At 62.9% G+C, this 24,191-nt stretch carries 22 protein-coding genes; 7 read left to right on the forward strand and 15 right to left on the reverse strand.

The genetic code is table 11. From position 1 onward, the window contains the following. Window positions 1-147 precede the first annotated feature (147 nt). From AB4118_RS29490 to AB4118_RS29505, 4 genes are all read right to left on the reverse strand, one after another. Window positions 148-477: a hypothetical protein gene (locus AB4118_RS29490; RefSeq protein WP_441493100.1), complete on the reverse strand. Its 330-nt coding sequence runs from the start codon at window positions 475-477 to the stop codon at window positions 148-150. Between the two features lie 231 nt (window positions 478-708). Next, window positions 709-1,872, reverse strand: coding sequence for a helix-turn-helix transcriptional regulator (locus AB4118_RS29495; RefSeq protein ID WP_441493101.1), 1,164 nt, complete (start codon window positions 1,870-1,872; stop codon window positions 709-711). A gap of 848 nt (window positions 1,873-2,720) precedes the next feature. After that, entirely contained in the window at window positions 2,721-2,852 is a 132-nt protein-coding gene (locus AB4118_RS29500; protein WP_441493102.1) for a hypothetical protein, read from the reverse strand. A 12-nt stretch (window positions 2,853-2,864) separates the two neighbouring features. Next, window positions 2,865-3,245 carry a phasin family protein gene (locus AB4118_RS29505; protein WP_441493103.1) on the reverse strand — a complete coding sequence of 127 codons (381 nt, stop codon included), beginning with the start codon at window positions 3,243-3,245 and terminating at the stop codon, window positions 2,865-2,867. Window positions 3,246-4,194: 949 nt separating this feature from the next. Between AB4118_RS29505 and AB4118_RS29510 the strand changes: the two genes are divergently transcribed. After that, window positions 4,195-4,827 carry a DedA family protein gene (locus tag AB4118_RS29510; RefSeq protein WP_441493104.1) on the forward strand — a complete coding sequence of 211 codons (633 nt, stop codon included), beginning with the start codon at window positions 4,195-4,197 and terminating at the stop codon, window positions 4,825-4,827. A gap of 64 nt (window positions 4,828-4,891) precedes the next feature. Here the strand turns inward: AB4118_RS29510 and AB4118_RS29515 are convergent, their stop codons facing one another. The 7 genes from AB4118_RS29515 to AB4118_RS29545 form a co-directional block, all read right to left on the reverse strand. Continuing rightward, on the reverse strand, window positions 4,892-6,955 hold the full coding sequence (locus AB4118_RS29515; RefSeq protein WP_441493105.1) for an alkyl/aryl-sulfatase: 2,064 nt from the start codon (window positions 6,953-6,955) through the stop codon (window positions 4,892-4,894). Between the two features lie 266 nt (window positions 6,956-7,221). Beyond that, window positions 7,222-8,058: a hypothetical protein gene (locus AB4118_RS29520; RefSeq protein ID WP_441493106.1), complete on the reverse strand. Its 837-nt coding sequence runs from the start codon at window positions 8,056-8,058 to the stop codon at window positions 7,222-7,224. A 202-nt stretch (window positions 8,059-8,260) separates the two neighbouring features. Continuing rightward, the gene (locus tag AB4118_RS29525; protein WP_441493170.1) at window positions 8,261-9,259 is read right to left on the reverse strand and encodes an HAD family hydrolase; all 999 of its coding nucleotides are present in this window, start codon (window positions 9,257-9,259) and stop codon (window positions 8,261-8,263) included. A gap of 74 nt (window positions 9,260-9,333) precedes the next feature. Next, window positions 9,334-9,729 (reverse strand): hypothetical protein, encoded by a 396-nt coding sequence (locus tag AB4118_RS29530; protein ID WP_441493107.1) that lies wholly within the window; start codon window positions 9,727-9,729, stop codon window positions 9,334-9,336. Window positions 9,730-9,885: 156 nt separating this feature from the next. Further along, a complete protein-coding gene (locus AB4118_RS29535) occupies window positions 9,886-10,107 on the reverse strand; it encodes a hypothetical protein (protein WP_441493108.1) in 222 nt (73 codons plus the stop codon). A 98-nt stretch (window positions 10,108-10,205) separates the two neighbouring features. Next, a complete protein-coding gene (locus AB4118_RS29540) occupies window positions 10,206-11,885 on the reverse strand; it encodes an arylsulfatase (RefSeq protein ID WP_441493171.1) in 1,680 nt (559 codons plus the stop codon). A gap of 157 nt (window positions 11,886-12,042) precedes the next feature. Further along, window positions 12,043-12,966: a formylglycine-generating enzyme family protein gene (locus AB4118_RS29545; RefSeq protein WP_441493109.1), complete on the reverse strand. Its 924-nt coding sequence runs from the start codon at window positions 12,964-12,966 to the stop codon at window positions 12,043-12,045. A 433-nt stretch (window positions 12,967-13,399) separates the two neighbouring features. Here AB4118_RS29545 and AB4118_RS29550 point away from each other — a divergent pair, with 433 nt between their 5' ends. The 6 genes from AB4118_RS29550 to AB4118_RS29575 all read left to right on the forward strand — a co-directional run bounded on the left by AB4118_RS29550 (window position 13,400) and on the right by AB4118_RS29575 (window position 20,816). Next, on the forward strand, window positions 13,400-15,619 hold the full coding sequence (locus tag AB4118_RS29550) for a sensor histidine kinase (RefSeq protein WP_441493110.1): 2,220 nt from the start codon (window positions 13,400-13,402) through the stop codon (window positions 15,617-15,619). A 43-nt stretch (window positions 15,620-15,662) separates the two neighbouring features. Further along, window positions 15,663-16,232: a response regulator transcription factor gene (locus AB4118_RS29555; protein ID WP_441493111.1), complete on the forward strand. Its 570-nt coding sequence runs from the start codon at window positions 15,663-15,665 to the stop codon at window positions 16,230-16,232. Between the two features lie 100 nt (window positions 16,233-16,332). Then, window positions 16,333-16,710, forward strand: a complete 378-nt coding sequence (locus AB4118_RS29560; RefSeq protein WP_441493112.1) for a response regulator transcription factor — start codon at window positions 16,333-16,335, stop codon at window positions 16,708-16,710. A 20-nt stretch (window positions 16,711-16,730) separates the two neighbouring features. After that, window positions 16,731-18,509 (forward strand): ABC transporter ATP-binding protein, encoded by a 1,779-nt coding sequence (locus tag AB4118_RS29565; RefSeq protein ID WP_441493113.1) that lies wholly within the window; start codon window positions 16,731-16,733, stop codon window positions 18,507-18,509. A 42-nt stretch (window positions 18,510-18,551) separates the two neighbouring features. Beyond that, window positions 18,552-19,544, forward strand: a complete 993-nt coding sequence (locus tag AB4118_RS29570; RefSeq protein WP_441493114.1) for a phospholipase D-like domain-containing protein — start codon at window positions 18,552-18,554, stop codon at window positions 19,542-19,544. A 432-nt stretch (window positions 19,545-19,976) separates the two neighbouring features. Then, the gene (locus tag AB4118_RS29575) at window positions 19,977-20,816 is read left to right on the forward strand and encodes a hypothetical protein (RefSeq protein WP_441493115.1); all 840 of its coding nucleotides are present in this window, start codon (window positions 19,977-19,979) and stop codon (window positions 20,814-20,816) included. A 202-nt stretch (window positions 20,817-21,018) separates the two neighbouring features. On the opposite strand, the gene AB4118_RS29580 is transcribed toward AB4118_RS29575, so the two are convergent. From AB4118_RS29580 to AB4118_RS29595, 4 genes are read right to left on the reverse strand one after another with little or no spacing between them, the layout of a single operon-like run. Then, on the reverse strand, window positions 21,019-21,831 hold the full coding sequence (locus tag AB4118_RS29580) for a c-type cytochrome (RefSeq protein WP_441493116.1): 813 nt from the start codon (window positions 21,829-21,831) through the stop codon (window positions 21,019-21,021). After that, complete coding sequence (locus AB4118_RS29585) at window positions 21,828-23,447, reverse strand: cbb3-type cytochrome c oxidase subunit I (protein WP_441493117.1); 1,620 nt, start codon at window positions 23,445-23,447, stop codon at window positions 21,828-21,830. The genes AB4118_RS29580 and AB4118_RS29585 overlap by 4 nt, the downstream gene beginning before the upstream one ends. After that, window positions 23,437-23,973, reverse strand: coding sequence for a cupredoxin domain-containing protein (locus tag AB4118_RS29590; protein ID WP_441493118.1), 537 nt, complete (start codon window positions 23,971-23,973; stop codon window positions 23,437-23,439). Before AB4118_RS29590 ends, AB4118_RS29585 begins: the two co-directional genes overlap by 11 nt. Further along, on the reverse strand, window positions 23,966-24,190 hold the full coding sequence (locus AB4118_RS29595; protein ID WP_441493119.1) for a hypothetical protein: 225 nt from the start codon (window positions 24,188-24,190) through the stop codon (window positions 23,966-23,968). The genes AB4118_RS29590 and AB4118_RS29595 overlap by 8 nt, the downstream gene beginning before the upstream one ends. Window position 24,191 lies beyond the last annotated feature (1 nt).

The following is a 24,191-nucleotide window of genomic DNA, read 5'->3' on the forward strand; positions in this document are numbered from 1 at the left end:
AAGAGGCAATGATGAGATGGACGAGGTCTCGGGCGACGGATGGGCCAAACTTCAAACGGACGGCTCCCTCAAGGGCGAAATCCGCGTCCACAACGGTGACGATTCCACCTTCATCGCCCGCCCTAGGACGACTTCTTCAACAGCCTGCTAGCGCTTTGCCGTCGTGATCGGTCCCAGTGCGAGAATGCTGTCATAGAGCGCGAGCGCTTCGTCGACGCGACCGGCATAGCAGACCGAGCGCGCGCGGAGCTGCGTCTCAGCTGCGTCATGCAGCCGCTCCGACGGCAGGATCGCGGCCTCGCCATGATCCTCGATCAGGGTGATGGTCGTGATCTCCTTCGCGGCGCATTCGCGGGCAAACCCTGGCTGGCCCTGCGCCATTGCACCCGGCACCATCACCAGGTGGACGCCCAGGACAGATGCGGCAAAGACACGGCAAATTCCGGTGATCGGGCCAGCGGCTCTCGAAGCAGCCATCACGTCTCTCCTCGTCCTGCGTGCAGGGAGCAACCATCCGAAGCTGTGGGAGGCTGCCAACTCCGGCCCGGTTTCGGACCGATGCACAATGCTAGGCAAACGCTTCGCATCCGCATCATCGAAACCGATGAGGCCAGCGACCGGATCATGGCCGAGAGCGGATAGGGCTCATATTCCTGTCCCCGCACCGAAGTGCGGGCCGAGGAGGCGTACAAGCCCGCCCGAACGTGTTCAGGCTCTTAGAGCAGGCCCCTGCGAGGCACGAACCGGCGGCGTCGAGTTGTGCAGCAACTGCAGGAGCTTGCCCTGTCGGGAGGTGCCGGTCTTGGCGAAGATATGCTGCAGATGGGTGCGAAGGGTCGGCTCGCTTATGCCCAACATATCGGCCGCTTCCTTGCCGCCCAATCCCTCGGCCAGCGCCAGCAGCACGCGCAGTTCGCCACCGGTGAGCCCATGCAGCCTGGCAAAGGCCTCGCCCGGCATCAGCGGCGCCTGGGCAGGGTCCTGCATGAACACGGCGCAGGATGCGGCAAAGGGGGCAACCGTGCTGCGGCGCTGCCCGGACGCGACTGGAAGGAAGGTTGCGACATAGCCGGTGCCCCCGGCATCCGGCAGGGCCAGCGAATGCGTGTTCGTGTCAATCGCGATGTCGTCGCGCCCGGCCTGGTCGATGGCCCGCGAGAGGCTGGCGCGCGCCGCCGGATCCGTGGGGGAAAGCCGGTTGTTCACGAGCCGGATCGAGCCACCGGTTCTGACCTGGCGCTCGGCGGCCGCATTCATATAGACGACGCGGCCATCGCGGGCGGTGAGGTAAACACCTGCAGCAAGCGCATCGAGCGTCCGTTCCAGCATCTCCGATTTCAGCACCCTGATATCCAGCGCATCGGAGATGGCGAGCGCGCGGCAGACATGCGGCGCGAGCAGCTTGAAGAGGTCGATATCAAACTTCTGATAATACTCGATCTTTTCGCCGCGAGAGGCGTGCAGCGAGGCCATGCGGCCACCGGTCCGCAGGGCCGGAAACCAGATGATGTCCTGCACGCCGAAGGGCTTCAGCACATCGCTGAAGAACCTGCTCTCGACCAGTTCGGAGTGATTCATCGAGAGCGCGCTGACATCGCCGAGATTCGCGACGACATCGGCAGCGGCCATAGGACTTTTCGCATAATGCGTTCCGAGCTGCACCAGGAACTCCGGCGGATACCCGAAGACGAAGAGCTGGTCGTTCAGCACCTGCCGGAGATCGTGGACGCAGATTCCACCTGCCGTGCTTTCGCAGAGGGCGGCAATGCTTCGGCAGGTGTCGGGCCAATGTTGGGGGTCGAGCGCACAATCATAGATTCTACCGATTGTGTCGGATAACGCCTGGGCCGAGGCTCCGTCGAGATCAGCCATGTGCAATCCCCAGCCCGTCAGTTGCCGCGAGTACCTGCTGTTATTGTCGCCAGTGGGAAAATGCTGCACCACACTGAAGAATGACGCAACCGGATTGACTCGAAATACTCGATCCCTGTGCTTTCTTCCAAGTAATATGACGCAAGGTTAATCATCGCTTCCGTCGCTCGTTCCTGTCGCTCCAGCGCGCGGAATGAAAGTTCGCAGTTTCGGCGAAACCCTGCACCAGCACTCAGGATCCGACGCGCGGCGCGAGATCCAATGCGGTGTCAGACCGTTTCATGCTAGCGCGCCCGGATTAGGTCAGCGGCAGGCGGAGCAGCAAGCAGGCTCATTGGTTCCGACGATGTGCCAGCTTCAGTCGGATGCGTAGCATCGCGCCTCACCACGCTCCGACATCGCCACTCCAGGAGGCTACCATGCTCGCTTCGGCTCCTGCGCTCCCGCTGGCTACAGACTGCCCCCTCGAAATCCCCCGGCTGCAGCCTGTCCCGCCGCCGGTCCACCCGCCTTCTGACCTCTGCGGCACTGCGGCAACCACGAAGGCGGGGCCTGCCGCGGCCCCGCTGCAGGTCACGCCGGAGCTCATGGAATTCTACCGGAACCGCGCTCATGATCTACGGGCCGAGGCGATCCGGAACGCGGAAAGCAGTGTCTGGTCCTTCCTCACGAGGATCGTTGGGCCGCGCTGACGGCACGTGGCGATGAGGTCCGGGATCCATCGCGAGCCGATGGGCCGCCCCTTGCGGCCCTCCGGGGAGCCGGAACCTGTCCGCTGCAGACCTGGCTCGCGAGCGTGGCGGCACCCCCTGCCCTAGATTGGCGCCGCCTTCGGCGGCGGAACATGATCACGCCCTGCGCCAGGCGAGCCACGCGCTCCAGAGCAGGCTCGAGAAGAAGCCTTCGGGCCGCTCGAAGCCGGCGCGATCGAGCAGTTCATGACAATCGGCCCTTGGCTCACCGCATGCGAAATCGCGCATCGGGCACCCTGCTCACGCAGCCTTGCGCGAGACTCTGCCCTGCAGGGACAGCGGCTGCGATGATGGGCCGATGACGTCTTCGGTCAGCCGGCCGCATTCCACCATGATCCCCTCGCCGAGATCGGCGAGCGCCATGCTGTCGTCGATCAGCTTTTCGGACAGGCTCATCGCGGCCTCGATCTGGCCGGCCTGGAACGCCATGAGGCCATCCGCGTCCTTGATCTCGGCGGCTGCGCTCAGCCGCGCGAAGCCCAGGTCCATGCAGCTCCGCAGCATCCTCATCTGCAGCACGCCAAGCTTCTGGGCGGCGTCCAGGGCGAGCCTGTTCGTCTCGACTGCGACAGTCAGAGAATTTTGCAATGGGTCCATCAGGGTGTTCGAGAGCTCAGGCATGGTCGCGTCTCCCTTGCTGTGATGGTGGGACGACAGCGCCTGGAAGGTGGCCGCGCTCGGGCCGCTTTCGGGCCGTCCTAGCCAAGATCGGATCGTCCCATCGCGGCGACCGTGGACAGCGCGGCCGATATCCGCGAACGAACCAACCGCGGCCCGCCGCAGTCTGGGATGAGGCTGCGCCGCATGCCGGGATGATGCCCGCGTTGTGCTCGTGGATGATGGCGGTTTCCTGACGGGAGAGTTCGTCGCCCCCCGCGCAAGCCGCGGGACCGCGTTGCCCGTTGACGAAGTCGTGACCCCGGCCAGGAGCCCGGCAGCCTCAACGCCGCTTGCGCCGCGCAGGGGCAGGTTCAAGATGAGATCGAGGCTTGGCTGGCTCCGTCACCGGAATGCAGGTCCGCGACGGGTTCGCTACGTGAGTTCCGTCGTTGTGTCTGAGGGAGCGTCGCATGCTTGTGAGACATCACGTCAGGGCTGTCTGGCTGCGTATCGGGGTCGTGCTGGCACTCGCTGCACTCTTTGTCGCCCCGATGGCGTTCAAATAGCAGCGCGAGACGGCGCCGAGCCGGGGAGCGGGATCCGGCCGCCCGGTTTGCGCCCGCGACAGCCGGCGGCTCAAGTCACACGCTCGCGGGTCAGGCTAAAACGTGAGTCCGCCGAAGACCTTGCGCGCGATGACTCAACGTCCACAATAAGATGAAGATGGCCCCGCGACCGGACTGCGGGGGACAGTCCTGGCCCGGCGACCGGCCAGGCAATCATCTGCTCCGGGCAGCCTGGCGCCCGACGATCCATGGGAGGGTTTCGCGCCGGTCGACCGTGGAGCCTTCCGCCGCGACCAGTCGATTTACAGGCCGGGCGCTTCGCCCATAATCACCGCAGATGTGCCGATTTGTCTTCGGGCAGGATACGATATCGGCTCCGATGGTCCAGCGAGGCGACGCGCGGAATGGAACATCTGTTTTCGGCCGTCGAGCCCTATATTCGCGAATATGGCGCTGTCGCCATCTTCGTGATCCTTTTTCTGGAGTCGCTCGGGGCACCTTTGCCGGGAGAATCCGCGCTGATCTTCGCCGGCGTACTCGCATCCCGCGGCGAGCTGTCCTTGTCCGCCGTCCTCTTCAATGCCTGGGTGGGAGCTGTCCTCGGCGACAATTTCGGCTACCTGATCGGCCGGACCTTCGGCCGAGCCGTCATACTCAAGCATGGATCCCGGATCGGATTGACACCTGAGCGCTTCAATCATGTCGAAGCGGTCTTTGCACGTTATGGTCCCGCGACGGTGGCCGCGGCGCGGTTCGTCAACATCCTTCGGCAGTTCAATGGCATCGCCGCCGGCACGACCGGAATGGATTGGCGGCGCTTCCTGCTCTTCAACGCGCTCGGCGGCGCGCTGTGGGTGGCCGTCTGGGGTGCCGGCGCCTTCTATTTCGGCACGCATATGTCCGGGATCGCGGCCTATATCCCGCGATGGGGTCATGTTGGGATAAGGGTGCTCCCGCTCGTCCTGGCTGCCATCGGCGCGATCGTGCTCCTCGTCTGGCTTTGGCGCAGCCGCAAGCAACAAGGCTCGCCGCAATAGAGGTCCGAAAAGAAAACCGAGGAGCTTTCGCGCTCCGGGATGACTGAGCCCTTCCTTCGTTTAGTCAGGGCCCCTCGTAATAGGTCGCGTCGTCCTGCAGGATTCCGGGCCTTGGCGAAGTTCCGGTCTCCTTCTTCGTGCCCGGCAGGACTTCGAACCAATTGTCGAACTTGACCATTGTCGAACCGAGCTGCGCGAGCACGGCGGGATTTCCTTCCATCCTGGCCCTTCCGGCCGAGACCTTGTCGGCCAGCTTCGCCGTGCCGATCATCACGTCCTCCAGCTCGCGGCGGTCGATCGTGATCGTCAGATCTGCATCCGCGGCCTGATAGCCGGCGATCGTCGTCAGCGTCGCATTGCTCATCTCGACCACAAACCGCTCGCCATTGTCCGGCGTCGAGATATTGATCTTGAACTTCATGCCGTCGGCCTTGCGGCTGTCCATCTGGACCCCGAGGTAATTCAGGAACAGCTCGGTGGTGGTGCCGCGTACGAAGTCGGGGCTGCCCGCCTTTGCCGCCTTCACCGCGATGACGCCATCGCGCAGTTCCTTGGCGCCGGACAGGAAGCTGTTCCGCAGGCTCGGGCTCTCGAACTGGTAGCCCATCTGCTCGAACGTGTCGGCGAGGAGGTTCTTTGCGTCCTGGTTGCCCGGTTCCGCGTAGACCAGCTTGTTGATAATCTCGGTTGCGTGGCGGTATTTGCCCTGGTCGTAGAGCTCGCGGCCCTTCGCCATCACCTTCGCGGCGCCGCCCATCATCTCCACGTAAAGCGGCGCGGAGTCTTCCGGCGACAGCGGGACGAGTGTTGCCGGGTTCAGATCCCAGAATCCAAGGTAACGCTGGATCACGGCTCGGCTGTTATGCAGGTAGGAGCCGTGATAGCCGCGGTCGTACCATTGCTGCAGCAGGCTTTTGGGCGGCTCATAGACATTGTGGATCTGGTTGATCGTCACCCCGGAATTCGCCAGATGCAGGACCTGGTTGTTCAGGTTTGCATACATGTCGCGTTGCCCGCGCATCACCTCGCCAATCCGCGCCTTTCCCCATCGCGGCCAGCTATGCGATGCGAACATCACCTCCGCCTGATCGCCAAACCGGTACAGCGCGTCGTTGATATATTGCGACCACGCGAGCGCATCGCGCACCGGCGCGCCCCGCAAGGTGAGGACATTGTGCTGTCCGGCGACGATGTTCTCGGCGGCCCAGAATGCCTTGAGGTCCGGAAACCAGGTGTTCATCTCCGCCGGCGCTTCCGTGCCGGGTGTGTTCTGAAAGACCATCCGCACGCCGTCGATGGTCAGTTCCTCGATGGGCAACTCAATGCTCCGGGTCGGGGGCAGGATGCCAACATCCCCGCTGGCGACACCCTTGCCGATCGATGAATCCACATGGCCGTAGGGGCTCTGGGACAGGACGTCGCCGTAGGTATAGCTCTTGCGGCGGGTCATCGCGTTGCCGGCGTAGAGATTCTCGGAGATGGCCTCGTTGATGAAGCCCTTGGGCGCAAGGATCTGGACCTTCCCTGCGGCCAGAGCGGCATCGTCCACGACACCGCGGATCCCGCCGAAATGGTCACCGTGGGAATGGGAGATGATCACCGCCACGACAGGGCGTTCGCCGAGCCTCTCGTTGATGAATTTCAGCGCGGCCCGTGACGTTTCCTTGACCGTCAGGGGGTCGATCACGATCCAGCCCGTATTCCCTCGGATGAACGAGACGTTGGCGAGGTCGAAGCCACGGACCTGATAGATGCCAGGCACAACTTCAAACAGGCCATACTCCATGTTGAGCAAGGCCTGGCGCTGCAGTGACGGATGGATGCTGTCAAAGTCCTTCCCGTTCAGGAGGAAGTTCCAGTTATCAATGTTCCAGGCCACGTCGCCCTTGTCATTCATGATCTTGCGATAGGGCGGCGAGGCGATGAAGCCGCGCTTCGCTTCCTGGAAGTCCTGCTTGTCGGCAAGGGGCAATATCCGCCGCTGCTGTTCCTGCGCTTCGATCGTGAATCGCGAAGGCATGTTCCCCTTGGGATGGAAATGCTGCTCCTGCGCGACCGAGGCATCACCAAATGCTCCAGCGACGACTGCGCCAAGCACAAGCGCCAGAATTCTCAATGAGCCGCTCATTTTCTAGCCCTCTGTATTGGCCGAATGAAACATCAGACGCGGAGACGAGACTTCGACGGAGCGGGCCTCTCCAGCGTGTCTCTCCTGTCCACGTGCGGCAAAGTGAGAGCTTGCTACGCAGCGTGGCTGCTGGATGCGACCCGCACCTGCCTTGCCGGCATCCAAGGACATCCCGGGTCGATCCACGCAGAGGACCGCCTCGACGCGAAGGGAACGACCCCGAGCAGTTTGCGGTTGTCCCACCGGCCCGGCGCATCACGGGGGATCTAGTAGCAGGCTGGATAGGGATAGTACCCGCACTGACCATAGCCGTAGCCATAGCCATAGGGCCGCGTCGCGGCGATTCCGGCGGCTGCGCCCAAGGCCGCCCCGCTGGCATACCAGGCGCCATTGTAGACCGGCGCATGCCAGTAGGCGCCGCCAACCCGGGCGCGATCATAGGCGCCCCAGCGGTCATAGCCGACGCGATCGTCACCCAATCGCGCATCGCCCAGTCGCGCATCGCCTCCAAACCGATCGCCTCCGCCGAAGCCACCCAAGTCGCGCCCGCCAAAATCGCCGCCTCCGAGGCGGCCGCCGAACCCGCCGCCGCCGAAGCCTCCGAAGCGGTCGATGAACAACGCCGCCGGCCCGCTCGCCCCGGTGAGGCTCCCCTCGAGGATTGAGACCTCAAAGGTCAGGTTGCCCGCATCGAGTTTCGGCGATCGCAACGTCACCACAGCGTCACTGACCTTCGAACCATCCCCGCCCAGGACCGATATGGTGGCGTTCGGAGGATCCTTGGCGAAATTGTCCTTTCCTTCGTCCCACTGCATGATGAACTGCCTGGTGGCGACATGGCCGGCGGCGCGCACGGGGCGATCAGCGAAAACGATCGAATTCGCCGAAACACCCGTCAAAGTCAGGGTGTTTCCCTCCAGCTTTGCGCCTGTCGAGTTGATGACGGCGAGCGAGGGAACTGGCCCCGTGGGTGTGGCTACACCGATCGTCTTTTGCAGGGGGATGTTCGGCCGAGGCTCGGTGCCTTGCGTCTGAGCCTCACCCCGCACCGATCCAAGCCCAGCAAGCAGAAAAATGACGCAAGTGAAGTGTTTCGTGAGCATTTGGAGCCTCCCTTGTGGGTGTGCACGCCTTCCGCCGGCGCGCGTGCAAAAAGCCCAGATCGCTCGGCGCAATGCGCTTTCACGGCGTGTCAGAATGAATGAGATGTCCCCTTTCACATTGCGCGCAGCCAGACGGAAACCCTGCACCCGTTTGGCGCCTCGGGACATGCTCCCTGCCCCGCGCGGCCGCCGAATGCCGTCCTCACTCCGCGAACGGAAAGATCTTCTTCCAGTCCCGCTTCATGTCGACCACCGTCCATTTGTTCACGGCCGCGGCGTCAAGCGCCTTGTCGAGTTTGCCGAAATGGGAATTGCGGTCATAGGCGTATTCGCGTTCGGCGTCGGTGTGGTGGACGATCAGGCCGAAGCGCGGCCCACCCGACAGCGTGGTCCATTGCAGCATTTCGAGATCCCCGTCGGAATTCCCGAACGCCGCAATCGGCCGGCGGCCGATATGCTGGTTGATACCCACGGGCTTGCCGACCGTGTCGTCAATGAAGTTGATCTGCGGCAGGCGGAAGATCACCGGGCTGCCATCGCGCATCTCGAAGCGGGTCTTGATCGACGAGCCGATGACCTGCTCGGGGGGAATGCCGTAGACCCTGTCGGTCCAGGGGCGCATGAACTCGATGCCGCCGCCGGAGGCGATATAGGTCTTGAAGCCATTGCCCCGCAGATGGGCGAGCAATTCGAGCATCGGCTGGTAGACCAGCTCGGTATAGGGCCGCTTGAAGCGCGGGTGGCGGGCCGTCGCCAGCCAGTCCGTGGTGATCTTCGCAAACTCCTCCGAGGTCATGCCGGCATGGGTGGCGCCGATGAGCTGGATCAGCCCCTTCTCGCCTGATGCCGCCAACGCCCGCATGTCGCCACTGAGGACCGCCTTGAACGGCTGTTTCGTCTTCCAGCCGGGGTTCTGCGGCGCCAGCGCCTTGACCCGGTCGAGCACGAAGGCGAGCTGGACATACATCGGCTGCTCCACCCACAACGTGCCGTCATTGTCGAACACCGCGATACGCTCGGCGGGCGCCACGAAATCGGCTCCGCCCTGGGTCGTAACCCGCGTGACGAAATCGATGATCGATGCCTTGGTCGGGCCCTCGTTCCAGGACGGCAACGGGTCCGTTTGGGCGGAGGCCGAAGTGACTGTGAAACTTAAGGGAATGGTGAGAGCCGGCAGAGCCGCCAGGCCGTTGAGCAGCATGCGTCGGTCGATGTCGGCGGAAGAACCGATCAGCTTCATCCTTGCCTCCCTTCAATGCCGGCGAGAAACAGAACTTAGTACATGAATGGTCCCGGTCCACCCCAGGGGCCGAAATCGAAGGCGTTCTGGTTCATCACTGCCGTCATCTGCTGCTCGTTGGCCAATTTCTGCGCGAAGACCATCTGGCGGAACTGGGCGTAAGCCGCCTGGTTGCCGAAATAGACGCATTGGCAGACGATCGGATCGGCGTAGACGTAGATGATCTGTGAATTCTTGACCTGCTGGACGAATTTGTTGGGCGGCAGCTTCTTCATCGCCGCGACGCGCTCCGCCGTGTTTGCGGGCTGCGGGGTGAAGCCGGCGGCCGAGAGCAGATCCTCCTTGTGCTGCACGGTCTGGGAGGTGGACTGGCAACCGGCCAGGGCGAGCCCGGCGGAGAGCGCAAGGGCAGTGAAGGCGTAGGATGGCATGACGTCCTCCGGATAGTTTGGGGGAATGCGGGGTCGAATGGACTCGAGGTCCTTTCAACGGGGCTTCGCGGACTCGCACCGGGACCCAGGTGTGACGAGGGAAGGTTCAGCCGGAAAGGCTTGGGCCGGATCGGAAGACCCGGCCCAGGACGAGCCTCAGTTTCCGGCCGCAGCGCCGAGCAGATAATCCTTCTGCAATTGCCGCGTGCTTGACGGATAGAGCGTCTGGCATTCACGCCAATAGCCGGACTTGGGCGCCCGGTTGTTGGGATCGGCGCAGATCGCGGCGAGTTGCTGCGCTCGTGATTGCGAGCTCTGGCAGCCTGACAAAATCAATCCGATCGATAACGCAATGCCGGTCATGACATAGGTCTTCATGACGTCCTCCCTTGAAAGAGGTTCTGGTGCTCGCCAGCCTGATGGAAGGGAGCAGGCGCCCCCGAGCAGGACGCCTGCCTGGTTGCTTTCGCCAGCGCTCAGTCGGACCGGCCTTTCGAGTTCTTGATCTGGTCCATGACCTGATCGAGGTTGTAGCTCGCCGGGTCCTGCATCGGCGGGAAGTCCTTGTAGGAGAGAAGCTCCTTCATCCACAGTGCCTGGCCGATCGGCAGCATGTTCCAATCGTAGATATAGGCGGTGGAAGGGGAGCCGATCGAACCGCCCATACCCAGGAGCGTCTTGTATTGCGAGCCGATCGCGGTCTCGAAGGGATCACGCTTGATATTGACGACCTGGGCCCAGTGGAAGGGCAATACCCCGGAGATGAAGCCGGCCGGCGAATCTGAGACCATCGCGAAATAGATCTTCCAGTTCTTGTAGCGTACCGCCGAGGGGTCCTTTCCGGAATAGTAGAAGAACGTATCGCGTGCCGACTTTTCCGACCGTCCGAGCAGGTATTCGACCTGGTCGACGCCATCGAGCTTGGTCTTGACGATGCCGGGATAGCTGCCGGCCATGATGCGCTGGTTCAGCGCGTCGCCCTTGTCTCCGCCCGCGAGGTTGACGAGGGTCGGCAGCCAGTCGAGTGACGCGAAGATATCATTCTTGATTGTGCCCGGCCGGATGCCGCCGGCTGGCCAACGCACGAGCGCAGGCGCGCGCATGCCGCCTTCCCAGGTGCTCAGCTTGCCGCCCTTGAAGGGCGTGGTGCCGCCGTCCGGGAAGGTGATCGTCTCGGCGCCGTTGTCGGTGGTGAAAACGACAATCGTGTTGTCGAGCTGGCCCATGTCTTGCAGTTTCTTGAGCACGACGCCGATATTGTCATCCAGCTGCTTCATGCCGGCCTCGTTGAGGCCCCAGTCCTTGCCGCCGGGCTCGCCGATCATGGCCTCGTATTTCGGCGACAGCATGGTCGTGATGTGCATGCGGGCCGGGTTGTACCAGGCGAAGAACGGCTTGTTGGTCCGCCTTGGGTCATTGCGCTCGAGGAAGTCGACGACCTTGGCGGAGATTTCCTCGTCCACGGTCTTCGAGCGTTCCAGGGTCAGCGGACCTTCGTCCCGGCAGGTCTGATTGGCCGCGGTGCCATTGGAGGATGTGCAGGAAATCACGGGACGTGGCGGCGTCAGGCAAACGGTTGTTCTTGGATCCACCGCGCCGGGAACCGCGGGAAGGCCCGGGATCGGCGTGTTCAGGCATGGCGGAGCGACCGTCTGCTGTGTCGGGGTCCTGTTGATGTCGGGGAAGCTCACACCCTGCATCGCATCGAGGTGATAGAGATAGCCCCAGAATTCCTGGAAGCCATGCGCGGTCGGCAGCGCGTCGGTATGGTCGCCGAGATGGTTCTTGCCGAACTCGCCGGTGTTGTAGCCGAGATCGATCAGGAATTTCGCCAGCGCCGGGGTACCCGGCCGCAGATAGGACGGGCTGCCCGGCAACTGGGGCGGGATCATGCCGGTGCGCAGCGGATGCATGCCTGTGAAGAAGGCATTGCGGCCAGCCGTGCAGCTCTGCTCGGCGTAGTAGTGCGTGAAGAGCGCGCCTTCCTGCCCGATCCGGTCGATATTGGGCGTCTCCCCGACCATCAGGCCGCGGTGGTAGATGCTCGGCTGCATGATGCCGATGTCGTCGCCCATGATGAACAGGATGTTCGGTCGGGATTGCGCCTGGGCAGGGGCCGGCGCCTGTGCCGGGGCCTGTGCGACGGCCGGCGTCAAGGCGCTTGCACAGATGAGCGCGGTAGCTCCCAGGAGAGCCGTTCGCGTGGTGTCGCGCGCGCTGGCAAGAATGCGGCTGAGCCCCCATCGATTATCATCAGGGGTAGTGCTCGTAGTTCCGGCGAGAATGTCATGCTTCACGGCATATCCTCCTCTTTTAGATCTTCGAGACTCCGCGCCGGACGCAGCGGAAGCCGATATGGCTAGCCGAGGTGTCGACGAGCTGGGGGTGGCGTGCCGCCGGGCGGTAGCGGCGGCAGTAATTGGGCGCACACAGGTGTGAGCCGCCCTTCAGGACCTTGCGCGGGATCCTGAGTTCCGGATGGCATGGGTCGTAGCTCTGGTCCTCGCGCCCGCCGCGCGGGTTTTCCGGGATGCAGCAGGCTTTTGGCGCATCGGCGGCGTGCCTCGCCACGTAGAAATCGCTCGTCCATTCCCAGACATTGCCGATCATGTCGTAGAGGCCGTAGCCGTTGGGCGGGAAGGCGGTAACCGGCGAGGTGCGCGTAAACCCGTCCTGCGCGAGGTTCTCTCGTGGGAAGTCGCCCTGCCAGGTATTGGCCATGTGCTGGCCGCCGGGCGTGAACTCGGCCCCCCAGGCGAACTCCGCGCCGTCGAGGCCGCCGCGGGCCGCGAATTCCCATTCAGCCTCGGTCGGCAGGTCGATCCCGGCCCAGTGCGCATAGGCCAGCGCATCGGAGAATGCCACGTGCACCACGGGATGGTTGTCGAGCCCGTGAATGCTGCTCCTCGGGCCGTAGGGATGCCGCCAGTCAGCGCCCTTCAAGTAAGTCCACCACTCGCCCCAGAAGCGCAGGTCAGCGGGATTGTCGGGGGGCGAGAAGACGAGAGAACCAGCATAGAGCATCTCTGGCCGGGCCGCCGGGTAGTCCTTTGGATCCGGACACCGCTCCGCGAACGTGACGTGTCCGGTGGCGCGAACGAAGTCGCGGAACTGGCGGTTCGTGATGGGCGTCCGGTCCATCCAGAAGCTGTTCACGGTCACCCGGTGGACCGGAGCCTCTTCAGGGTAGTGGCGATCCGACCCCATGAGGAACGTGCCGCCGGGTATGACGAGCATATCTCGCGGAGGCGCAGTACCCGCACTCAACGCGCGATTCAGAGGATCGCTGGGGGCCGCGGGCGGTCGTTCCGTGATTTCAAGACTTCGCATGAAACACTCTCTGAGTGCTCGGCTCTCAGGCAGGCTGTACCGATAAATCGGGGGTCGCTCTACTGGACCATGGCCCAGTATCGAGGCTTGCCGGGCTCTCCGGCCTCCGGGATTTCCCGAGGCTCCGCGGTCAAGGTTCAACCGCGGACACCATGCCTGTGCCGAAAAGGACTGGGCGCCCACGAGCTTCGACCCCGGCAAAAATGCATCTCGACAGGGTAGAGATGACGCTGAATAATGCCGCCTTCCAGAACTTCGAGACCTTTCACGTGCCGCTGCGGTAGGAAAGATGGAAGTTCGGTTACAACTTCGAGCAGATGCAGCGCGAGGTGTGGGAGCGTTGGGCCTGCTCCTTCTGGTGCTCGCCTTCCCTTGGCTGGCTCCGGCTGCGCGGTCGCAGCGGAAACCAGCGCGCATCCTCTTTCTGCATGCGTTCAACTATACATTTCCGGCCACGGCGGCCATCAGCGAGGCCGCGCGCAATCGGTTCTCGGAACGCGCTCCTCACAAGATCGAGATCGATGCCGAGTTCCTTGACCTCGCGCGCAGCTCCGACCCCGCGCATGAGGATCGGATGGCGTCGTTCCTGCGTGACAAGTACGCGCGTTCCCCCCCGGACGTCATCGTGACCCTGGGGAGCCTGGCACTGCCCTTCATCATCAAGCATCGCGCCACGATCGCGCCCGCCGTACCCGTCGTGTTTACGAGCATCTCGTCGGCAACCTATGCCGTCTCACGGCCGCCTCCCGATGTCACCGGGATCATCACGGAGTTCAATCTGGAAAAGACGCTCGCATTGGCGAAGGCGCTGCAACCCAACTCAGGGCGCGTCGTGATGATTGCTGGGAGCGCCGAAGTGGATCGCCGTTGGCAAACCCAAGCGCGGGCGACGATGCAGGCTCACGCCGAATTGGAAGCCACGTACCTATTTGGACTGCCTTTTGACACTCTCGTTGCAGAGTTGGAACGTGTTCCCGCGGACGCGATCGTTATCGTCCTGACGGTATTCGCGGACGGCACGGGCAAGAGTTTTGTTCCAGCCGAAGTCGCGACTGCGCTGGCCGCGCTTTCTCCTGCTCCCGTCTATTCACCTTACGATACCTATCTTGGCAATGGCACGGTTGGCGGCTTCATAGAGACGTTCGAGTCTGTCGGCATAGCCGCAGCCGACCTCGCACTTGAAATCATTGCAGGCGCTGACCCGGCCGCGCTCCCGCCACGAACAAATCCCGGACAGAGCTACCGCGTCGATGCCAGGGCGATGCAGCGTTGGAATCTGCGGGAAAGCAATCTTCCGGCCGATGCTGCGGTGTTGTTCAAGAAGCCGACGATCTGGGACCAGCATCACAATCTGGTGCTTGCGGCTCTCGGCATCTCTGCATTGCAGATGGCCGTTGCCGGTGCCCTGCTGCTCCAGAGGCGCAGAAGACAACGTGCCGAAGCCCTGCTCAAGGAGAGCGAGGAGCGGATGACCTTCACAGCGGCGTCCGTGAACCTGGCCCTCTGGCAATTCCATCGCGAGACCAACGAACTCTGGTCAACGGAGCACGCGCGGGCCCTGTTCGGTCTTGGGGAGGATACGCCTCTCACCCGCGATGCGCTCCTTGCCGCAATCCATTCCGAAGATCGCACGGGAGCAATCAACTCGCTGACCAAGGCGGCAAACAGCGACCAGTCGGCCGTCGCTGACGTTCGCGTCATGCGAGATGGGGAGCCGCGCTGGATACGGATTCGCGCGCGGTTTCATCCCGACCCCGCGGGCGATCCGAAGCAGCTCAGCGGAATCTTCATCGACGTTACCGACCAGAAAATGGCCGAGATCGAAACGGCCCTGCAGCGCCAGGAGGTGGCGCACCTGATGCGGGTTTCGGTACTGGGCGAACTGTCGGGCGCGATCGCCCATGAGATCAATCAGCCGCTCACCGCAATCCAATCCAATGCGGAAACGGGGCTCGATTTGCTTGCCGCGGCTTCGCCAGACCTGGCCGAGCTCCGCGATGTGCTGCAGGATATCGTCGACGATAATCGCCGGGCCAGCGAGGTCATCCAGCGCTTGCGTAACCTGCTCAAGAAGGGCGAGACCACAGCTGTTTCCGTCGATGTGAACGAGCTCGTTACCTCGACGCTTTCATTGCTCCATAATGAACTCGTCAGTCGCAGGATCAGTGTAAGCCTCGAACTGGCGGGCGAATTGCCCGCGACGGTCGCAGACCCCGTCCAGCTGCAGCAGGTCCTGCTCAACCTCCTGGTCAACGCCATGGACGCGATGGCTTCCACCCCCACGCCCGAACGAAACATCGCCGTTTCGACGTTGCGTACGCCGACGAGGATGATTGCAGTCCGCGTCAAGGATTGCGGACCCGGGATTCAGCCGGAAGCTGTAAGCCACGTATTCGAGCCCTTTTACACGACCAAGCCAAACGGCCTTGGCCTCGGACTGGCGATCTGCTCAACTGTTGTCGAGGCCTATGGTGGCGAGGTCGAACTCGCGAACGACGAGGCGGGTGGAGCGGTCGCGAGCCTCTTGCTGCCAGCCAAATCGCCGATCTCAGCCGAGTGAGCGCCCGATGTTTACAGTCTTCCTCGTTGATGACGACACATCAGTGATCAAGGCCTTGTCCCGCCTCCTTGGCGTAAGGCGATACACGATTGCGGCTTTCACATCCTCGCAGGAGTTTCTCGCCGAACATGACGCTTCCATTCCAGGCTGCGCCGTCATTGACGTCTGCATGCCAGGCCTCGACGGCCTTGAACTTCAGCAGGCACTGACCGCCAAAGCGACCAGTCGGCCGGTCATCTTTCTCACCGGCAAGGGCGACATTCCGACCACAGTGCGTGCCATGAAAGCGGGCGCCGTTGATTTCCTGACCAAGCCGGTCCGCGCCCAGGATCTGGTGGCCGCCATAGAACGCGCGAGGGAAGCGGATTCTCGTGCCCGGCAGGTGCAAGCCGAGCTGAACTCGGTCGAGAGCAGAATTGCAACCTTGACGCCCCGCGAGCGTGAGGTTCTGACACATGTGGTTGCTGGAAAGCTGAACAAGCAGATCGCATACCAGCTCGGCACCGTCGAAAAGACGATCAAATTCCACCGTGGGTCGATCATGAAGAAGCTCGGCGTTCGCATGGTCGCCGACCTCGTGCGCCTGACAGAGAAGGCCGGCATTTCCGCGTAGTCGCCCCGCGATGCGTACTGGCCCAACGGTCAGGTCGACAACGGGAAAAAACCGCCTCACGTTCCGCCCCATGGGGCAGGATTCTTCCTGGATCGCTATCGTGGACGACGATCCGTCCGTGCTGAAGTCCCTGAGTCGGACGCTGAGGGTTCGCGCCTATGAGACGAAGATCTTCAGCTCCGCCCGCGAGTTTCTGGAGGCCTTGCCCACGGGGACGCCTGCCTGCCTGATCCTTGACTTGCAAATGCCTGGGATGACCGGCCTCGAGCTGCACCATCAATTGGTCAAGGCTGGCGTCCATATTCCGACCATCATCATTACGGCCCATGGTGACGGGATGCGCGAGCCGTCTCACCCCTCGGACATCGTCGCCGTTCTTTCGAAGCCGTTGCGGAATGCGAACCTATTCGACGCGCTCGTGATTGCACTCGGATCAACTGGAAAAAATGATGCTGTGAGTGTGCCGAGCCGAGACTGACCCCGTGCAGGAGTTGGCGAATGACACGCCTGGTTCTAGACCTGCTCCGCCCCTATCGTGGCTGGCTGCTCATCGCCTTTGGCGCAATGCTGGTCGAAATTGCCGCCAGCCTCGCCGCGCCCTGGCCGCTGAAGCTGGTCCTGGACGATGCGCTCGGCAACCATCACTTGCCTGAATGGCTAGCATGGCTGCATCAGTACGGTTTCAGCCGCAACACGACCGGTGTCGCGCTCTTTGCGGGCGTTGCCACTCTGCTCATCGCCATCATCGGCGGGATAGCGACCTACCTGGACAATTACTACACCACCAGCATTGGCCAGTGGATTGCCAATGATCTACGCATCCGCATCTATGAGCACCTGCACCGTCTGTCGCTGCGATACTATCAGAATGCCAAGATCGGCGCCCTGATCTCCACCATCACCTCCGATGTCTCGACCCTGCAGAGCTTCGCCTCGTCGTCGACGTTGAGTATCGTCGTCGACCTTCTCACGATCGTCTTCATGGTCGGGCTGATGTTCTGGCTCGACTGGGACTTCACCTTGATCGCAATCGCCGTCATTCCCTTCCTCCTGGTCTTCATCATGCGCTTCAAGCGGGCGGTGAAAGAGGCGACGCGCGTGGTGCGCGTCAGGCAGAGCGAAGTTCTGGCGGTCGTCGAACAGGGCCTGGGCTCGGTTCGCGCGGTCAAGGCGTTCGGGCGGCAGGATCTCGAACTCGCGCATCTGCAGGATGTCAGCCAGGCGACAGTCGATGCGGCGCTGAAGGCACGGCGGGTCAAGTCCCTGCTCTCGCCGGTGGTCAGCATCGTGGTCGCGTTCTGCACCGCCATCGTTCTCTGGAAGGGAACGGCGCTGATCATCGCAGGCACCATGACGGCCGGGTCACTGACGGTCTATCTCGCCTATCTCTCGAAATTCTTCAAACCCGTTCAGGATCTTGCGAGCGCCACGACGGCAATCGCGCAGACGACCGTGGCGCTGGAACGCATCCAGACGATCCTCGCAGCCGACGAGATCGTCTTCGAACGCGCCGATGCGGTTGATCCGGGGCGCGTCAAGGGCGCGATCACCTTCGAGCATGTCGCGTTCGGCTACGAGGCCGATGCGCTCGTGCTGCGCGATGTTTCCTTCTCGATCGCGCCTGGGCAGGTCGTTGGCATCGTCGGGCCCACGGGCTCAGGCAAATCCACCGTGCTCAGCCTGCTGCCACGCTTCTATGACGTGAAGAGCGGGCGCGTCCTGATCGACGGCACGGATGTCAGGACGTTCAAACTCGCCGCCCTGCGCGCCCAGATCGGTTTCGTGCTGCAGGAGACGGTGCTGTTTCGCGGGACGATCCGGGAGAACATCGCCTATGGGCGGCCAGGTGCGACAGACGAGGAGATCGTGGCGGCCGCCAGGATCGCCAATGCCGACGAGTTCATCGCCCGCATGCCGCATGGCTATGATTCCATGGTCGGGGAGCGCGGCGATACGCTGTCGGGCGGCCAGCGCCAGCGCATCGGCATCGCCCGGGCCGTCGTTCGTGACAGCCCGATCATGATCCTCGACGAGCCGACAGCGGCGCTCGATACCGAGTCCGAGCACCTGGTGATCGAGGGGCTGCGGCGGCTGATGGCGGGCCGCACCGTCATCATGATCGCCCATCGCCTCAGCACGATTCGAAATGCCGACAAGATCATCGTGCTGAAAGACGGGATCGTTGCGGAAGAGGGCTCGAATGACGAGCTGATTGCCCGCGGCGGGATCTATGCCGAACTCAACCGCGCCCAATTCGAAACGACCGCGGCCACGTGAGGTCGCCCCGTCCCTTCCTGCGCAAATCAAGGAGTGCCGGCCATGTCGCACAAGCTGATTGTCCTTCCCGACGACACCCCCGATGCCATCCTCGCACCGATCAACGCCGCCACGCGGGTGCTCAATATCAGGATGTTCCTGTTCACGGACCCGACCCTGCTTGGCGCTGTGCTCGCAGCGAAGCAACGCGGCGTCCAGGTGCGCGTCATGCTCAACCCGGCGCGCCGCGACGGCGCGAGCGAGAACGAGGAGACGCGCCAGGTGCTCGACGCTGCCGGCATAGAGGTGCGCGACAGCAGCCCGGCCTTTGCTCTCACCCACCAGAAGTCGATGGTGATCGACGATACGATCGGCTTCGTCGAGTCGCTGAACTGGGAGACGCGGGATCTCACCGAGACGCGTGATTATGCCGTCACCACCACCGACAAGCTGGAAGTCGCGGAGATGGTGCGCTGCTTCGAAGCGGACTGGGTACAGACGGAGTTCGAGCCCGATCCTGCATCGAAGCTGATCTGGTGCCCCAATAACGGCCGAGAACGGATCGCGGCCTTCATTGACGACGCCAAGCAAACCTTATGGCTGCAGAATGAGCGTTACCAGGACACGGTGATCATCGAGCGCCTCGTCCGGGCGCTGAACCGCGGTGTTGAGGTCCACATCATGGCGCGGCAGCCGCACAAGCTGAAGAGCGACAAGCTGGTGGAAGGCGTCGGCGGCCTGCGGATCATGGAAGATGTGGGAGCCAAGATCCATCGGCTGAAGAATCTGAAGCTGCACGGCAAGATGCTCCTGGCCGACGAGAAACGCGCGATCGTCGGCTCGATCAACCTGACCCCCGGCAGCTTCGATGCACGGCGCGAGCTCGCCATCGAAACCGACGCCCGCCACCTTGTCGAGCGCCTGGTCGAAGTCTCGCATCACGACTGGAAGCATTCGCACCGGCTGGACCTGTCCGACGAAGGGTTGCTGGCCGATCTGCAGAAGCATGGCGTCGATGGCGCCAGCAAACTCGCGATCGCGAACAAAGGTTCGTAGCTGGGATGGGCTGCGACAGGCCCAGATTTCTCAGGTACAGCCATCCGCCCAATGAGCAAGCCAAGCCACGCCGACGGATGCGACGCTCAGTGCAAAGTGGTCACCCCGTGCATTTGCAGGGCTTCAACTACGCCGTCGAAAATCAGGCCGCCCCCGATCGCGGAGACGAAGAACCCGACAATACACGTGATCGCGTCGATCCCCATCGGCCCGATTCTTTGCGTGAGCTTCTCCCATCGAACTGTCTCGCAATCCCAATGCATCGAATACTGGCGCAGACACAGCGGAGCCTCCGCCACAACATTGTCGACATGTATCACACAAGCAACACACGGTGATGATTGCGCATTGCAAGCAATACCTAATCTGGCACTCAGCAGCGAACTCTGTTCCAATGGTCAAAGATGGTCTGGATGACAGACGGAGCACATCATGACTGGACGACGCACAGGCTGCGGACGATTCGGACTGAGGGTCGCGCTCGCCATCTCAATCGGCTTGGCGAGCTCTTTCGCCATCGCCCAGGAGGGCCCCGAAAAGAGCACCGACGATCTTGCCAAGGCGGCGCAAAACCCCGTTGCCGACATGATCAGCCTGCCGTTCCAGAACAATTCCAACTTCAATGTCGGCCCGCATAAGCAGCTGCAGAATGTCCTCAACATCCAGCCCGTGATCCCGATTACGCTGAACAAGGACTGGAACCTGATCACGCGCTGGATCACGCCGGTGATCTCGCAACCGGCCCTGACGGTGAATGGTGACCGCGAGTTCGGCCTCGGCGACATCAACCCGAGCTTCTTCTTCTCGCCGAAGCAGCCGACGCACGGCATCATCTGGGGCATCGGGCCGACCTTCGTATTCCCGACCGGCACCGACAAGACCCTCACCAGCGGCAAGTACTCGGCGGGCCCGGCCTTCGTTGCCCTGGCGATCGAAGGGCCCTGGGTCGTCGGCGTCCTCGCCAACAATGTCTGGTCCTTCGCGGGCAAGAGCAACCGCAGCGCGGTCAATGCGATGACGCTCCAGCCCTTCGTGAACTACAATTTCCACGGCGGCTGGTATCTGACCTCGTCTCCCATCATCACCGCCGACTGGGAAGCCGGCCACGGCGACCGCTGGACGGTGCCGATTGGAGGCGGTTTCGGGCGCGTGTTCAAGATCGGCCATCAGGCCATCAACGCGCAGCTTGCAGCCTATTACAATGTCGCAAAGCCCAGCGGCGGCGCCGACTGGCAACTCCGGGCCCAGGTGCAGTTCCTGTTTCCGAAATAGCCCGGCGAACACGCCGCATCGAACGTTCAACCCAGTACCGTTCTGGTTAGGGCTGCACCATGGCAGCCGCGACTGGTTCGGCCCATTCCTCACTCCCCCTCGCATGGTTTCGCGAGGCTAGCCCAGCAGGAACCGATACCCGCTTGCAATCAGCAGGCCGCGCGCCGGCAATCCTTTTTGATAAGGAAACGCTTCCCCGCGGTCATTGCTGGCCAAGGCCGGAATAATAGGCAGCAATCATCGCGATCTCTGCGCTCGTCAGTTGGCGAGCGATGGAGCGCATTTGCTCCCTGATGTCATTGCGGCGGCTCTCCGTCGCAAAGGCCTGCAGTTCCTGTTCGAGATAGGCACGCTGCTGGCCTCGCAGGCTCGGAGCGCCAATCGTCGAGCCGAGCGGTCCGTGACATGCCGCGCAGGGCGCCATGCCTCGTCGGGGATCGCCGACTTCAATCAGGTTCCGGACGTTGGAGGTCGCTGGATCGCTCTTTTCCGGACGCCCGGCAACGGGGAGCGGCAGCGACGCAAAGTGCTTCGCGAGATCGAAAACATCCTGCTCCGACAGGGATGAGACGAACACGCCCATCACCACCGGGTTGCGCTTGCCGCTCCGGTAATCCTCGAGCTGCTTGTAGATCGCGTCCGCGCTCTGACCGACGAGATTTGGGAAGGCCGCGTCAGTGCTGATGCCGTTCAGGCCGTGGCAGTTGTTGCAGTTGACCGCAAGCGCTGCACCGCGCGCGGCGTTACCTTGCGCAAGCTGCTGTCGCGTCGAGGCGGTCCAGGCAACCGTCGAAGCGGGCTGTGTGGTTATCGCGACGGGAGCCCGCGCACTTGCGTTGGGCAGGCCGACTGCACGGCAAATCACGCTCCAGAGATCGAGACCTTCGGCGTCCCTCTGGACGGATGGCAACCATATGAAGCCGATCAGCACCGCGACGATGAACAGCGCGACGGTGGCGCTGATCCATACGGCGAAGCGGGAATCGCGCGATGCTTGGCGCCCCCCGCTGCTCATCGTACCTGGCTCGAATAGGCAGGAACGCTCGTCCTGTTCAGGAAAAGAAACTGGGCCAGTGGATAGCCATAATTCGCGGCGGTCAGGGCCACGACCAGCAGCGTCCAGACCCCGAAACTGTTCAGGGATTTGGGCAGCCGGCGAGGAGGATTGACCGCAAGGGAAAATCTGAGCGGCGGGATCGTGGCTTTCGGGGCACGATGCGATGCGAGCAGCACGCCCACGAGCAGCATCGCCGAGACAACTAGGATGAAGCCGCCGATCGTCGACACGCTCACCCAGATCGCCTGCGGCGCGAGCGCCGAATTGGTGAAGTCGTAATAGGCCATGCGCCGCGGCTGTCCCATGACACCGACCAGATGCCAGGGTAGCGTGACGACCATCATGCCGACGAACCAGGTCCAGAGCTGCAGCCGGACGAGATGCGGCGATGCGAGCGGGCGACCGGTCAGGCGCGGCCAGAGTTCATAGGCAATCGCGAAATACATGATCACGATCGCCCCCCCGTAGATCAGGTGGAAATGCCCGGTGACCCATTGGGTGTTGTGGATCGTCAGGTTTAGCGCATAGCTCATGTTGATCAGGCCGCTGGCCCCACCCATGCCCAGCATGACCAGCGAAAGCACGGAAGCCAGCACCAGTGGGCGGTCCCATGGCAGAACGGCGATCCAGCCGAAAAGACCGCGCCCGCCCCGCAGGCGGCCCGCGATTTCGAGAGACGCGCAAATGGTGAAAATCGTGAGCAGCGTGGGGACCGCCACCATTCCCGTGAAGACGGCATGGAGAAACTTGAAGCCGGCACCGATCTGCGGATCGGCGAAGAGATGATGAAGGCCGATCGGCATCGCGAAGATCAGCAGTTGCAGGAAGGCGATCCGGCCCATCTTGTCGCTGTAGAGCCGGCCGCCGGCGGCGTGCGGCAGCAGCACGTAGAAGGCGATATAGGTGGGGATCAGCCAGAAGTAGACGATGGCATGCAAGGTCCAGGAGAACAGCAGACGCGCAAGGGCGGGGTCGATCGTGTCCGTCCAGCCGAAGGCATTGGGCAGGATCAGAAAGACGATCTCCGCCCCGACTCCCAATGACGTCCAGGCCCAGAGCAATGCGCCGGCCGTGGTGGCAAACATCGCCAGCGGAACCGGGAGATCCGGATAATCACGCTTCCAGCGCCTGAAATGCGAGATCATCAGGCCGACCCAGATCCATGAACCGATCACCGCAATCAGGATGCCCAGGTAGTAATACGGGCTGCCCAGCAGCGGTGGATAGAAGGTGTAGAGAACAGTCGCCTTGCCGGCCGCCACGGTCGCGATCGCCAGCACGCCCCCGGCGATCACCAGTCCGAGAGACGCCCAGGCAAGCCGCGCCCCGTGCATCGGCCGGCCGAGCGACACCGCGCAGACCGCATAGCCAAAGCCCATCGCAACGAGCGTCGGGAAGACATAGGCGAGCGAGGTGCCGTGCGCCGTGACCGCCCGGTAGTAGAGTTCCGGGTCTATCCACCGATGCAGCGGGCTACGCACCAGCATCTGCCAGGCGCCGAGCGGAATCATGACGGCGAAGACCGCGAAGGCGGTCCAGAAATGGGCGAGCACGAGGCGGTTGCTACCCTGCACAGGATGCTCGCAATCTGCCGCCATAGGATCGGGCGAATTCGAGGCGATCGACGACCTTCACCCGCGCCCACATACCCTGGTGCCCAACGCTGCAATATTCCTGGCAAGGCATCAGGTGTTCGCCGGGCCGCTCGAAGCGCGTACGCGCCTCGGAGACAAACCCGGGCACCACCATGCTGTTCACATTCGTGCCGGCGATCAGGAAGCCATGCACCACGTCGGGGCTGGTGACGCGGAAAACCACCCTGGTCTCGGTGGGAACGACGATGCAGGCCGGCACGAACGAATATTGCTCGGCGACGACGCGCACGACCACCGATTGATCCGCCACGACCTCGGTGCCCAGATTGGTCTCGACAAACTCCCCGGCGAGATGGAGGCGATCCGCATCGATCGTTTCGACATTCGACGGGGGTTGCACGGCCCAGTGCACGCCGTTGAACGTGATCACCGCAAGCACGAGGACCATGACCCCGGTGACGACCCAGGCCCATCTTCGTTCGGATTCGCCTGTCAGATCAGTCAACGGCGCCTCGCGGGAGATAGATGAACAGGAAGAAGGCGAACCAGATGACGAGGATGGCGGCCACCGCCAGGCCGGCAACGGCCATGGCGCCGCTCACGCCTTCTGCGGCGACCCTTCGGATTTCGTCGGGGCTGCCCACGATGGCGACGTTTTCACGCCGAAAAGCGGAGGAGACGTAGTCCTCTCCTTCGTGATCCTGTGCTTCCACGGTGCTCATC

This window comes from Allobosea sp. 2RAB26, assembly GCF_052115465.1.
Taxonomy (GTDB): Bacteria; Pseudomonadota; Alphaproteobacteria; order Rhizobiales; family Beijerinckiaceae; genus Allobosea.

Coding starts and splice junctions, on each gene's coding strand:
- AB4118_RS29490 (WP_441493100.1), bottom strand. CDS start 477: ATGGCTGCTTCGAGAGCCGCTGGCCCGATCACCGGAATTTGCCGTGTC.
- AB4118_RS29495 (WP_441493101.1), bottom strand. CDS start 1,872: ATGGCTGATCTCGACGGAGCCTCGGCCCAGGCGTTATCCGACACAATC.
- AB4118_RS29500 (WP_441493102.1), bottom strand. CDS start 2,852: ATGCGCGATTTCGCATGCGGTGAGCCAAGGGCCGATTGTCATGAACTG.
- AB4118_RS29505 (WP_441493103.1), bottom strand. CDS start 3,245: ATGCCTGAGCTCTCGAACACCCTGATGGACCCATTGCAAAATTCTCTG.
- AB4118_RS29510 (WP_441493104.1), top strand. CDS start 4,195: ATGGAACATCTGTTTTCGGCCGTCGAGCCCTATATTCGCGAATATGGC.
- AB4118_RS29515 (WP_441493105.1), bottom strand. CDS start 6,955: ATGAGCGGCTCATTGAGAATTCTGGCGCTTGTGCTTGGCGCAGTCGTC.
- AB4118_RS29520 (WP_441493106.1), bottom strand. CDS start 8,058: ATGCTCACGAAACACTTCACTTGCGTCATTTTTCTGCTTGCTGGGCTT.
- AB4118_RS29525 (WP_441493170.1), bottom strand. CDS start 9,259: ATGCTGCTCAACGGCCTGGCGGCTCTGCCGGCTCTCACCATTCCCTTA.
- AB4118_RS29530 (WP_441493107.1), bottom strand. CDS start 9,729: ATGCCATCCTACGCCTTCACTGCCCTTGCGCTCTCCGCCGGGCTCGCC.
- AB4118_RS29535 (WP_441493108.1), bottom strand. CDS start 10,107: ATGAAGACCTATGTCATGACCGGCATTGCGTTATCGATCGGATTGATT.
- AB4118_RS29545 (WP_441493109.1), bottom strand. CDS start 12,966: ATGCTCGTCATACCCGGCGGCACGTTCCTCATGGGGTCGGATCGCCAC.
- AB4118_RS29565 (WP_441493113.1), top strand. CDS start 16,731: ATGACACGCCTGGTTCTAGACCTGCTCCGCCCCTATCGTGGCTGGCTG.
- AB4118_RS29570 (WP_441493114.1), top strand. CDS start 18,552: ATGTCGCACAAGCTGATTGTCCTTCCCGACGACACCCCCGATGCCATC.
- AB4118_RS29575 (WP_441493115.1), top strand. CDS start 19,977: ATGACTGGACGACGCACAGGCTGCGGACGATTCGGACTGAGGGTCGCG.
- AB4118_RS29580 (WP_441493116.1), bottom strand. CDS start 21,831: ATGAGCAGCGGGGGGCGCCAAGCATCGCGCGATTCCCGCTTCGCCGTA.
- AB4118_RS29595 (WP_441493119.1), bottom strand. CDS start 24,190: ATGAGCACCGTGGAAGCACAGGATCACGAAGGAGAGGACTACGTCTCC.